At 33.9% G+C, this 12188-nt stretch carries 11 protein-coding genes; 9 read left to right on the top strand and 2 right to left on the bottom strand.

Features of this window, described 5'->3' with window-relative positions; genetic code table 11:
• The first annotated feature begins 99 nt into the window (after nucleotides 1-99).
• The gene (locus ACFSW4_RS10945; protein ID WP_377329264.1) at nucleotides 100-306 is read left to right on the top strand and encodes a hypothetical protein; all 207 of its coding nucleotides are present in this window, start codon (nucleotides 100-102) and stop codon (nucleotides 304-306) included.
• Between the two features lie 73 nt (nucleotides 307-379).
• On the top strand, nucleotides 380-1135 hold the full coding sequence (locus tag ACFSW4_RS10940; RefSeq protein WP_054754855.1) for a DUF3603 family protein: 756 nt from the start codon (nucleotides 380-382) through the stop codon (nucleotides 1133-1135).
• 45 nt (nucleotides 1136-1180) lie between these two features.
• On the opposite strand, the gene trpS is transcribed toward ACFSW4_RS10940, so the two are convergent.
• Nucleotides 1181-2179, bottom strand: coding sequence for a tryptophan--tRNA ligase (gene trpS / locus ACFSW4_RS10935; protein ID WP_377329262.1), 999 nt, complete (start codon nucleotides 2177-2179; stop codon nucleotides 1181-1183).
• 468 nt (nucleotides 2180-2647) lie between these two features.
• On the opposite strand from trpS, the gene ACFSW4_RS10930 reads away from it, so the two are divergent.
• The 3 genes from ACFSW4_RS10930 to spxA all read left to right on the top strand — a co-directional run bounded on the left by ACFSW4_RS10930 (nucleotide 2648) and on the right by spxA (nucleotide 5559).
• Nucleotides 2648-3835 carry a putative glycoside hydrolase gene (locus tag ACFSW4_RS10930; protein WP_377329358.1) on the top strand — a complete coding sequence of 396 codons (1188 nt, stop codon included), beginning with the start codon at nucleotides 2648-2650 and terminating at the stop codon, nucleotides 3833-3835.
• 408 nt (nucleotides 3836-4243) lie between these two features.
• Nucleotides 4244-4834, top strand: coding sequence for a GNAT family N-acetyltransferase (locus ACFSW4_RS10925; RefSeq protein WP_054754831.1), 591 nt, complete (start codon nucleotides 4244-4246; stop codon nucleotides 4832-4834).
• 329 nt (nucleotides 4835-5163) lie between these two features.
• Complete coding sequence (spxA, locus tag ACFSW4_RS10920) at nucleotides 5164-5559, top strand: transcriptional regulator SpxA (protein WP_054754830.1); 396 nt, start codon at nucleotides 5164-5166, stop codon at nucleotides 5557-5559.
• A 22-nt stretch (nucleotides 5560-5581) separates the two neighbouring features.
• On the opposite strand, the gene ACFSW4_RS10915 is transcribed toward spxA, so the two are convergent.
• Nucleotides 5582-6274, bottom strand: a complete 693-nt coding sequence (locus tag ACFSW4_RS10915) for a TerC family protein (protein WP_377329260.1) — start codon at nucleotides 6272-6274, stop codon at nucleotides 5582-5584.
• Between the two features lie 323 nt (nucleotides 6275-6597).
• On the opposite strand from ACFSW4_RS10915, the gene mecA reads away from it, so the two are divergent.
• The 4 genes from mecA (at nucleotide 6598) to pepF (ending at nucleotide 12015) form a co-directional block, all read left to right on the top strand.
• On the top strand, nucleotides 6598-7302 hold the full coding sequence (gene mecA / locus ACFSW4_RS10910) for an adaptor protein MecA (RefSeq protein ID WP_377329258.1): 705 nt from the start codon (nucleotides 6598-6600) through the stop codon (nucleotides 7300-7302).
• 138 nt (nucleotides 7303-7440) lie between these two features.
• Entirely contained in the window at nucleotides 7441-8949 is a 1509-nt protein-coding gene (gene cls, locus ACFSW4_RS10905; RefSeq protein WP_377329256.1) for a cardiolipin synthase, read from the top strand.
• A gap of 20 nt (nucleotides 8950-8969) precedes the next feature.
• Entirely contained in the window at nucleotides 8970-10124 is a 1155-nt protein-coding gene (locus ACFSW4_RS10900) for a competence protein CoiA (RefSeq protein ID WP_377329254.1), read from the top strand.
• An 82-nt stretch (nucleotides 10125-10206) separates the two neighbouring features.
• Nucleotides 10207-12015, top strand: a complete 1809-nt coding sequence (gene pepF / locus ACFSW4_RS10895; RefSeq protein WP_377329252.1) for an oligoendopeptidase F — start codon at nucleotides 10207-10209, stop codon at nucleotides 12013-12015.
• The last annotated feature ends 173 nt before the right edge of the window (nucleotides 12016-12188 follow it).

The following is a 12188-nucleotide window of genomic DNA, read 5'->3' as shown; positions in this document are numbered from 1 at the left end:
CTAAATAATATAGATGTAAAGATAGATTCTATTAAATATTTTTTACATCTTAACATATACATTTATTAAGACGATTGGACAAGCCTGGAGGTTGTAAAAATGGGACAATTTATTTTATTTCTAATTGGTTTTGGTTTTACGTGTGTTGGTGGTGTTTCAATCATTGGTTATTTAAATTATTTGCCAGCAGGGATGAATGCATACGATTTTATTTTATTTATATATCATCGTCCAGAATGTTATATGCTTCCAGGCGGACTTTTTTTAATTTTTCTCTCCATGTATATTAAGCCTTTTGATTCATAAAATTTAAGAATAAAAATAAGTCACTTGGTCATAATGAGCATAAATGGAGGATTATGAAAAGTGAGGGATTATGATGTTATATGTACACGATATTTGGGTGAATTGGTTTGAAGGCGAAGAAAACGGATATAATGTCTGCCAATTTCATGAATGGCGTAAAGATGATTCAATTGAACTTTTAGACCAGATTCCAGTAGTCCTAGTTGAAGACAGTCTCTATGACTACATAGAAAACAATATGCAGGACATCCCGAAACCATTGCTAGAACAAGTATATCAGCGAGCTTATTTGAAAAAACATCATAAGAGAATCCCCTTAGATTATGCGTTTGTGGTAACGGATGGTGCTCATGCAATTGTAGTGGATACGTTAGGGTACGATATTCCAGTTCGTAAAAGCAGATTAATTCCAAGACAAGAAAGACTAGTATTGGATTTAGTGAAACAAAAAGAGCCATTTACTTATTCATTTAAGAGACCACGACGTCTTAAAGAGCATCATTTATTATCGTTAGAACCCATTTATATGGTTGGGTTAACTAGAAAAGAAAGACAATTGAAACACCTTCTGATGCTTATGGTTGATCAATTGAATCAAAGTCAACGAATTGATGAGTTACGTTACTGGTTAACCGAGTGGAAACCAGAGTGGTATCCTAAAATTCAAGGAATGACATTTAATGAAGGGTACGATTTACTCTTATCCGAAATCAAAGTGGGTTGGAGTAATAAACATGAAGATCTCTGTGAGAAAATGGCTAAAGGCCAACCATTCTTTGAGAGGTTATGGGAAATGGAACAACGAAAGAAGAATGTGTTAAAAGGGTAATTAATAAGGACACTTCCTCATATATGAAGAAGTGTCCTTTGATTTTTACCTTTTCAAATGTACTCGGCCAATTCCCATTGCTTTTTTAGCCTTCTTAAGCATTTTTGAAGCAGCCAATTCTGCTTTCTCTTGTCCTTGATCTAAAATCTCATCTAACTCCTCTGACTCATACAACTCATAATAACGCTCTTGGATTTTTGAAATTTTTTCAGAAACGATTTGAGCTAAGTCTGATTTAAAATCCCCGTACCCTTTTCCTGCATAATCTTTAACAATCTCATCAACCGATTTTTCAGTGAAACCTGCATAGATATTTAACAGGTTTGAGATACCAGGTTTGTTTTCCTTGTCAAATTCAATAATACCTTCAGAGTCTGTTACAGCACTCTTTATTTTCTTCTCAATCTGTTTAGGCTCATCTAGTAAGAAAATCGTTGCTTTATGATTCTCATCTGATTTACTCATTTTCTTAGTTGGATTCTGTAATGACATAATGCGAGCCCCGACTTTTTGAATTTTTATATCAGGAATCGTAAATATATCATTATAACGCTTGTTAAATCGCTCAGCTATGTTACGTGTCAGCTCAATATGCTGTTTTTGGTCATCACCGACAGGTACGATGTCAGTTCCATAAAGTAAGATATCAGCGGCCATAAGTGGTGGGTAAGTTAATAGACCTGCAGTCACAGATTCCTTCCCTTCAGATTTATCCTTATATTGTGTCATTCGTTCTAATTCTCCAACCGTTGCAACACATTGTAGCATCCAAGCTAATTCGGCATGTGCTGGTACTTCTGATTGGATAAATAGTGTTGATTTTTCTGGGTTAATTCCGCTAGCGAGATACATAGCAGCTAATGAGCGCGTTTGATCACGAAGCTTTAAACGATCTTGTGGAACGGTTATTGCGTGATAATCAACAATACAAAAGTAACTGTTGTATTCATCTTGAAGTTCTGGGAACTGCTTCATAGCCCCTAAATAGTTTCCGATTGTAAGTGTCCCTGAAGGCTGTATGCCAGAGAAAATAGTTTGTGTCATCGTCATAATCCCCTTTCAATTAATGTACAAAAAAGTCCCATTCATCCCTAAATATGCTAGGGACGAATGGAACCGCGGTGCCACCCTAATTACCTCATTAAAAGGTCACTTCATTTAGCAGGATATCGGTTTGCGAACCGTATAAACTCCAAAGGCCCAATTTCTGACTCTACATACTTATCTGTTTCCACTATCCAGACTCACTGTTAAGAGAGGTAGAGACATACTTACCTTCATCACTGTTTAGTTATTATCATATATTATTACCTTATCTAAGAAATAAATATAAACTATTTTATGATCTTTTTCAAATAGAAGTATATGTTTAAATCAAAATCTAAGAAATTTTTTTATAAATTCATTTTTAGGTACTCTTTTTTTCGAGAAATATAATATAATGTAATTAAAGATAAACAACTGGGGGAAAAAGACTTGAGGAGAAGCTTCATTTTATTGTTGTCACTAGTTATGAGTGTAGGGTTGGCAAGTGTTGTGTTAGCAGATGAGGGAGAAAAAGGGAAAGAACAGGTGAAAAACGTAGCTTTTCATGGAAAATTTGAAACGAAGCTTTCAGAGAAAAAGCTACCGAAACCAGTACCACGTTTTACATATGATTCAGGGTTAAAATTTGAATATCCAGATGCAGTAAGAGGAATTTACTTAACTGGTCATTCTGCTGGGAATTTTAGATTTAAAAACTTAATTAAACATGTTAATCAAACGGAATTGAATGCAATGGTTATCGATATAAAAGAAGATAATGGTTATATTACATATAAGTTGCCAAAGGATTCGCCGTACTACGATGCATCTCAAAATTATATTAGTGATCCAAAAGCTATGTTAAAGCGCTTAGAAAAAGAACAAATCTATCCGATTGCTCGTGTGGTTGTTTTTAAAGATACACATTTAGCTGAGAAAAAACCGGAGTGGTCATTTAAAGAAAACGGAAAAGTATGGAAAAACGGTAAAGGTGATGCATTCGTTAATCCATTTATTAAAGATGTCTGGAAGTATAATGTTGAAATAGCAAAAGAAGCAGCTAAATTAGGATTTCAAGAAATCCAATTTGATTACGTTCGCTTTCCTGAAGGATTCGAAAAACGTGACGTGGAGTTAAAATACAGTCGTGGGGACTATGATGAGGCAGGTTTAGATAACGTACAAGAGCGTGTTAAAGCCGTTACGGAATTTGTCGCTTATGCTAAAAAAGAGTTAGAACCTTTTGGGGTTGATGTATCTGTTGATATATTCGGTTATTCTGCAACGATTAAAGAAGCACCTGGTATTGGTCAGAACTTCTCTAAAATTTCTAGTAACGTAGATGTTATATCTTCTATGATTTATCCAAGTCATTGGGGACCAGGTTACTTTGACATACCTTTTCCGGATAAAAAGCCATACAAATTAGTAAATGAGTATGCCAAAGAGGAAAAAAAGGTTCTTTCTAAATTAGATAAAGCACCAATATCTAGACCATGGATTCAAGACTTCACCGCGTCATGGTTATATGCAGGAGGTAGCACATTTACTTACGGACCTAAACAAGTTCAAGATCAAATTGATGCTTTATATGACAATGGTATATACGAATTTTTACTATGGGATGCAGGCAATACCTATACAGAAGGTGTTGACTATGATCCTCGTAATTAATAAAAACAGAAGTCGCCTTAATGGCGGCTTTTATTTTTTAATGAAATAGTTAACGAAAAGTAAGGTACAAATAATCAGATTATTTTGTGGAGAGTTTACATACTTTTCAACAATTATTGACAAGTTACTAAATTCCATATTTAAATCTTTATCTCCTTAACCTGTTAAAGTGTTAACTATTTTCGAATATTTTAGAGAATCTATGCGGATGTAAGAATAATAAAAAGGGATTTAAGTGAGAGGTTATACATAACATGAATAATGATACTTTATCCGTAGCATACCTGTTATATCACATTTAACCCATGTGTATGAGTTCGTTATAATTAATAATGGTTATAGCAAATGGCATAAAATTAAATTTATGCCGCACGATAAGACTAATATTAGTCATGAAGGAGTAGATCAATGAATTGGTATGAGAAGCTGAATCAGTATTTTCCTGTAGAGGAGATGAAGTCGAAGAAACATTTTGAGACTTTGTTAAAAGAGAAAGGTGATGTCTATCATAAAGATGAAGGTGAATATCATGTTATGATGTACGCAGAATTTGATTCCTTTATCTTTATTGATTATGTATATGTTTCTCCTCAGTCAAGGGGTCAAGGTATTGGTAGCAAATTAATGGAAAAACTGAAAGCGAAAGGCAAGCCGATTATTTTAGAAGTAGAGCCTGTTGATTACGATGATACAGACACGGAAAAACGTTTACACTTCTATCATAGAGAAGGCTTCAAACATGCACAGTCGATTGGTTATACTAGAAAGTCAATAGCAACACAAGAATTAAACACGCTTGAAATTTTATACTGGGCGCCTGATCAAGAATCTGAGGAAATTATTTATGAAAAAATGAAAGAAATGTATGAAAAAATTCATACTTATAAAGATGAAGAGATTTATGGTGAAGCTTATCAGCCGGTAGAAGAAGTTTTAACTATTGATAAAAGTCGTGATGTTGATTTGTTTGAGGAATTGAAAAAGCCAAAAGGTGTATAGAAATATATGACATGTAAAGAAATGCCCTAATTAATGTGGGCATTTCTTTTTTTCCGGAATATAATGCATTATTCATAAAAAAATTTGGATTTTTTTATAGTTTTTTCATTTAAAACGGTTTATTATTTTTAAAGTAGGGTAAAACATAAATATACTTATTTTAATGAGAGGAATCAATTGTGAATATTTTATTACAATTAAATTCATCTCCTATCGAAATACTTGACATTCATGTATAATTAGGATGAAAGGTAATTTAGATTTATTATAAATTAATAATAGTTAAAATCATTTAATTATAGATACCTTTCCAAAGGAGGGTGAATGGCATGGTAACGTTATTTACATCACCAAGCTGTACATCTTGTAGAAAAGCCCGAGCATGGCTAGAGGAACATGAAATTCCTTATAAGGAACGAAATATTTTCTCAGATAGTCTTTCAGAAGATGAAATTAAGGAAATCTTAAGAATGACTGAAGACGGAACTGATGAGATTATATCAACTCGTTCTAAAGTTTTTCAATCATTAGACGTTAGTCTAGATCAAATGCCACTTAAAGATTTGATTAGTCTAATTCAACAAAATCCTGGCTTGCTTAGACGTCCAATTATCTTAGATGATAAACGACTACAAGTAGGCTATAATGAAGATGAAATACGCCGTTTCTTACCTAGAAAAGTGCGTTCATTTCAACTTAAAGAAGCTCAACGTTTAGTAAACTAATATAAACGAAAAAAACCGAATCTTAATGGTTCGGTTTTTTTAGTCTATTTAAGTTGTACGAAAGTCCTAAAAGGCAAACGAGCATGACAAAAACTAATGGTAATATGAAGTGTTCGTTAGGAATTAATTTGAAGGTAGATTCAAGCCTTTCTTCTTTCAAAATCAATTCAGCACTTGTGTAAGCAATGAGTGATGCTCCAGCATATACAATGACAGGATATTTGTTCATTATCATTAAAATGATTTTACTGCCAAATATAATAATTGGAACAGATACAGCAAGTCCAAAAATGATTAACACGACATTTTGATTCGATGCTGCTGCAATTGCAAGAACATTATCAAAGCTCATAATCAAATCGGCTATGACAATCGTTTTAACCGCACCTATTAACGTACTGGACGATTCCACTTCAACATGATCGTCATTCTGAGTTAATAATTTAACTGCAATGTATAATAATAATAATCCGCCGATTAATTGTACATAGGGGATGGTTAACAAATAAATTGCGATACCAGCTAAAGAAACTCTAATTAGAATTGCTAAGCTTGTCCCTAGTACAATCGCCTTGTTTTGATGATGTTTAGGTAAATTTCGGCTTGCCATTGCAATGACTACAGCATTATCACCACCAAGAATAAGATCTAACCCAATTATGATTAATACAGCTTTTAATAAATCCCAATTTAGATCAATGAATAATAATTCCATAAAAAACCTCCAAAATAAGTAGTGACAAATTCTAATTTTTAGTTTAAAATCATAGACTAAACAAAATTAAAGCAGAAAATTTGTCCATTATTTTTACGTGTAATATACTCTAACTATATTCATGATTAGGGCAAATATGGATTTCGTTTTTTAGTTGTCAAAAGCATTTTCATTTTTTGACTACCTATCATAAAATATGATTAAGAAGGTCAGCTTATGAAAATGATTGATAAAAGTTAAAAACGGGTAAACATTATATAACAATCATGTATAATTTGTAATCTTTCCCAGCACGATTACTTAATGAAGGGAGAGGAAAGAAAATGGAAATAGAACGTATTAATGAGAACACATTAAAATTTTATATTTCTTATAATGACATTGAAGAACGTGGTTTTAATCGTGAAGACATCTGGTATAACCGTGAAAAAGGTGAACAACTTTTCTGGGAAATGATGGATGAAGTAAACGATGAACAAGATTTTAATATAGATGGCCCATTATGGATTCAAGTTCAAGCACTGGATAAAGGGTTAGAAATTGTAGTCACGAAAGCTCAAGTTTCTAAAGACGGTGAGAAGCTTGAATTTCAAAACGAAGAAGGTAATCCGATTCAGCATAACTTAGAAGAAAAGTTAGAATCGCTAATGGAACAAAGTCCATCCAAAAGACGTCGTACTAAAAAAACTTATAAACCGCAGCATAATACGACAGAGGAGCAAGAAGATGACAAGTTAGATCTTATGGTGACTTTTAATGATATTGAAGAGGTTATTTCATTAAGTCATTCACTAACTGACAGTCGATTCATCGATGATCGTTTATATGCTTATGAGAATCGATATTATCTATATGTTGCGTTTCCAGAAGGTTATCTAAGTGAAGATGAACAAGAAAACTATATTAGTCGCATCTTAGAGTTTGGTGAAGAGTCCAATATGTCGGTTCACTTTTTAATCGAATACGGGCAAGAGGTTTTTGAAGCTAAAGCTTTAAAACAACTTAAATCTAAATTTAGTCTTAACTAATGATTGAGCACTGTGACATCGCAGTGCTCATTTTATATTTAATGCATGAAATCAGCTAATCTCAGTTGCAAAGTGGTAAAAAATTCTGTATCTTTAATTTAGGTCTTTAGGTCGAATTGTAGAAAAGGATGAAACAGCATGCTGAAATGGATCCAAGTCGTGATTTTTCTAGTCATCGTATCAGCAGTATTTTATTTGTCCTACAACATTTGGGAAGGTCGTTTAATTACGACTTTTTCTATTTTTGTAACGATCTCTGCTGTTTTAATGGGATTTATTATTTTTATTGAAAATCGCGATCCATCTGAAACGTTAAATTGGCTTTTAGTCTTTGCGTTATTTCCTGTATTAGGGTTTTTCTTCTACTTATTATTTGGTCGCAACTACCAAAAAAAGAAACGTTTTAAAGAAAAACAAGCAGCTGATGAAGTCGCTTTTAATAGAGTAGAAGGTCAACGGGTTATTAGTGATCAAGAACTAAATCAAATGGGCGACCATCAAAAAATGCTGTTTCGTTTAGCCCAACACTTAGGGAACTCTCCGATTTCGTTTAATACGGAAACTAAAGTATTAACGAACGGGCGCGAGACCTTTCCGGCTATTTTAGAAGAGCTAGAAAAAGCTGAACACCATATCCACTTAGAATATTATATTGTAAGGCACGATGAAATTGGTAATCAAATTAAAGATGTGTTAATTCGAAAAGCAAAAGATGGCGTTGAGATTAGGTTCTTATATGATGCAGTAGGAAGCTGGAAATTATCTGAGTCATATAAAGAAGAATTAAGAAAAGCCGGTGTCCAAATTGGTTCCTTTTCTCCTGTCAAATTACCATTTATAGGAAACCGAATAAACTTTCGAAACCACCGAAAGATCATTGTCATCGATGGAAAGGTTGGTTTTGTAGGTGGTTTAAATATTGGGGATGAATATTTAGGTAAAGTTCCTCAGTTTGGTGATTGGCGTGATACACACCTTTACGTACGAGGTGAAGCGGTTAGAAGCCTACAAACAATCTTCTTGCAAGATTGGAAATACGAAACGGATGAACACTTGCTAAAATCGGAATATTTATCACCTGAGATATTAGACGGCCGTTTTGGCGGTGTGCAAATGATTACGAGTGGTCCGGATAATCAGTGGGAAACAATAAAAAAGCTATATTTCTCTATGATTATATCTGCTAAAAAATCAATATGGATAGCATCACCATACTTTATTCCTGATGACGATATTTTAACAGCTATGAAAGTCGCAAGTTTAAGTGGGGTAGATGTTAGACTACTTGTGCCAAGACGACCCGATAAACGAATTGTGTTTCATGCATCTCGTTCATATTTTCCCGAATTAATGGACGCTGGAATTCGAATTTTTGAATATGAAGCAGGTTTTATGCACAGTAAAGTAGTTGTGATTGATCATGAGTTGGCATCAATTGGAACGTCTAACATGGACATGAGAAGTTTTCATTTAAACTTTGAAGTCAACGCATTTCTATTTAGAACAGAAAGTACAAATAAGTTAGTGGCTGATTTTAAAGAAGATTTTATGAAATCAAGAGAATTAGACCCTGAGAAGTTCGAAAAGCGCTCCATTTTCTTACGTATGATGGAATCCTTATTTAGATTACTTTCCCCGTTACTCTAATAAGTTAGGGGACGAAGTTTATGTTAAAAGCATTAAATTCAAATGGACAGGAAATACTGGCGTATAACAAGAGTAAACAGGAACTGAATGTTATACGTCAGCATCCTCACTACTGCCCGGAGTGTCAACAGAAAGTGGTACTTAAAGCAGGGCAAGTCGTTATTCCTCATTTTGCTCATATCAAGCGAGTACAGTGCTCTCATCAGGGAGAATCCCAGACTCATTTAGAAGGAAAAATAAAACTTTATAACTGGTGTATTAAACAAGGGCTGTATGCAAAACTAGAACATATCATACCTTCAATTGATCAGCGGGTTGATGTGCTTGTTAAGCTAGGAGGCAAATGGGCGGCTATCGAATTTCAATGCTCACCCATTTCAACAACGGATCTATTAGACCGTACGTTAGGTTTAGCCTCAAGAAATGTTTATCCATTTTGGATTTTTGGGCCAAAATATTTAGGTGATCATAAATATGACCTGTATTGGAATACCACTTTAAGATCTGCAGTTATGTATCATCAAAATACCAATCAACATCAATTATTCTTCTTTGACCCAAAAACTAATCGAATGACAGTAGCAACGCATTTATTTAATGCCAAAGGAAAAGCAGTATCTTCACTTAAACATCTACCGCTTAATTCGTTAACCTGGCACATGCTATTTGAACCCGTTCAAATACAAAAGTCATACTATCTTCAAAAATGGATTAAAGAAAAGCGGAATTTTAGAATCGGACCCACTCGTTATCTTTCTAAATACGATGAACCATTTATGAAACAGCTGTATCTTTTAGGTTTACACCCACAAAATTTACCTTCATGTGTTTATTTACCAGTTCAAAATTCTTATCGTTTATTGCTTCCAGATTATGTTTGGCAATCTCAAATCATTTTATATTTAAATCAAATAAAAGTAACTCAAACAGTTTTGATTGATCACTTATTACGTTTAGTTAAACCTTATTTCGGTAACACAGTTACTTCAATCTATCCAGGCAGAAGTATGCATCCTTTAATCGAGTATCTAAGCCTATTATGTCAATTGGGGTATTTGAAGAAACACTCAGCTAGTAAGTATGAAAAGATTAGAGGTTTTACTTTTTATCAATCGTTAGATCGTGCATTAGAAGGTGATAAAGAATTATTACACAAGTTATTTAAATTTTTATAATATTTTTCATTTATTTTTACAGAATCGTTATTTTTATATAGAATGTATATGAAAGACTAATTAATTGGGGAGGTTACATACCGTGACAGAAACGGCTACAGGTTTAAAAACGAGAGATGAAGTACCTAAAGAATTAACTTGGGATTTAGAAGCTATTTTCCCTACGGATGATGATTGGGAGAAAGAATTTGAAGCGCTTAAGTTAGATTTTCCTAAAATCGAACAATATAAAGGGAAGATTGCAGAATCACCTGAGAACTTATTAAACGTATTAAAATTCGAGGATGACATTCGAATTCGTCTTGAAAAATTGTTTGTATACGCTCACATGCGTTCAGATCAAGATACGGCAAACAGTAAATATCAAGATCAAAATGCTAGAGCGCAAAGTTTGGCAACACATATGTTGAGCGCCTTTAGCTTTGTGACTCCAGAAATTTTATCAATGACAGATGATGAAATTGAAGGTTTTTTAAATCAAAACAATGAATTAACGCATTATGAAAAAACATTACGTGACATCATGAAATCTCGACCACATGTTTTAAGTGATAAAGAAGAGGCATTATTAGCGGAGGTTTCGGAAGTCACTTCAGCACCATCAAATGCATTCGGTATGCTAAATAATGCGGATATTGAGTTTCCAACTATTAAAGATGAAGATGGTAAAGACGTTCAGTTGTCACATGGTCGGTACCGTGATTTCTTAGATTCTAAAGACCAAAACGTGCGTAAAAATGCGTTTAATGCCATGTATGACACGTTTGGGCAGTTCCGAAATACATTTGCTGCTACACTATCTGGACAGATAAAGAAAGATAACTTTGTTGCTAAGGCGAGAAATTATAATTCAGCTAGAGAAGCGGCATTAGATCAAAACAATATTCCTGAAAAGGTTTATGACAACTTAGTTGAAGCAATCAACGAACGACTTCCTGTTTTACATCGCTATATGGAGGTTAAAAAGAAAGCTTTAGACTTAGATGAACTTCATATGTATGATATCTATACACCGCTTGTAGATGAGAAAATTTCTGTAAGTATTGATGAAGCTAAAGATTATGTATTAAAAGGTTTAGCTCCATTAGGTGATGATTACACAGGCATTTTGCAGAAAGCTTATAAGGAGCGTTGGATTGACTGGTTAGAAACGAAAGGGAAAAGAAGTGGCGCGTATTCGTCAGGTAGCTATTTAACAAATCCTTATATTTTAATGAATTGGCAAGACAACGTTGATAACATGTTTACGCTTGCTCACGAGTTAGGCCATTCACTTCACAGTTATTATACACGCGAGAACCAATCACCTCGCTATGGTGATTACTCGATTTTTGTTGCTGAGGTTGCTTCAACAGCGAATGAGGCATTATTAAATGATTACTTGCTAAAGACGTTAGATGATAAAAAGAAAAAGTTATATCTTTTAAATAATTTCTTAGAAGGTTTCCGTGCAACGGTTTATCGTCAAACGATGTTTGCCGAGTTTGAGCATGATATTCATAAACGTGATCAAAATGGTGAAGCATTAACAGCTGATAAACTAACATCAATTTATTATGATTTAAACAAAAAATACTTCGGTGAAGGTGTCGAAGTTGATGAAGCTATTGGATTAGAATGGGCTAGAATCCCTCACTTCTACATGGGGTATTATGTGTATCAATATGCTACGGGCTATTCAGCAGCAACAGCATTAGCACATAAAATCCTTGAAGAAGGCGACTCTGCGGTTGAACGCTATAAGAACTACTTAAAAGCGGGTAGCAGTGAAGATCCAATTGATGTTCTTAAAAAAGCTGGAGTGGATATGACAACTAAAGCCCCTATTTTAGCAGCACTTGACGTATTTGAAGAAAAACTAAATGAATTTGAACAGTTATTAAACGAATAAACAAAAAATGCTGAAGTCTGATATTGAACTAAACCCCAGTTAGTGGACTAATTAAAAAAAGTCCCTAACGGTGGTGACCCCCAAAAGTTAGAGTTTTAATTATACAGCTGATTGGCTGGTTTGAGTTCGGTATTGAACTGGACTTGAACCAGCCAATTTTAATTTAATTCGTT

This window comes from Piscibacillus salipiscarius, from assembly GCF_042685285.1.
GTDB classification, from domain to species: domain Bacteria; phylum Bacillota; class Bacilli; order Bacillales; family Alkalibacillaceae; genus Piscibacillus; species Piscibacillus salipiscarius.
This window is presented reverse-complemented; position numbering and strand designations above follow the sequence as displayed.

Coding starts and splice junctions, on each gene's coding strand:
- ACFSW4_RS10945 (WP_377329264.1), top strand. CDS start 100: ATGGGACAATTTATTTTATTTCTAATTGGTTTTGGTTTTACGTGTGTT.
- ACFSW4_RS10940 (WP_054754855.1), top strand. CDS start 380: ATGTTATATGTACACGATATTTGGGTGAATTGGTTTGAAGGCGAAGAA.
- trpS (WP_377329262.1), bottom strand. CDS start 2,179: ATGACACAAACTATTTTCTCTGGCATACAGCCTTCAGGGACACTTACA.
- ACFSW4_RS10930 (WP_377329358.1), top strand. CDS start 2,648: ATGAGTGTAGGGTTGGCAAGTGTTGTGTTAGCAGATGAGGGAGAAAAA.
- ACFSW4_RS10925 (WP_054754831.1), top strand. CDS start 4,244: ATGAATTGGTATGAGAAGCTGAATCAGTATTTTCCTGTAGAGGAGATG.
- spxA (WP_054754830.1), top strand. CDS start 5,164: ATGGTAACGTTATTTACATCACCAAGCTGTACATCTTGTAGAAAAGCC.
- ACFSW4_RS10915 (WP_377329260.1), bottom strand. CDS start 6,274: ATGGAATTATTATTCATTGATCTAAATTGGGATTTATTAAAAGCTGTA.
- mecA (WP_377329258.1), top strand. CDS start 6,598: ATGGAAATAGAACGTATTAATGAGAACACATTAAAATTTTATATTTCT.
- cls (WP_377329256.1), top strand. CDS start 7,441: ATGCTGAAATGGATCCAAGTCGTGATTTTTCTAGTCATCGTATCAGCA.
- ACFSW4_RS10900 (WP_377329254.1), top strand. CDS start 8,970: ATGTTAAAAGCATTAAATTCAAATGGACAGGAAATACTGGCGTATAAC.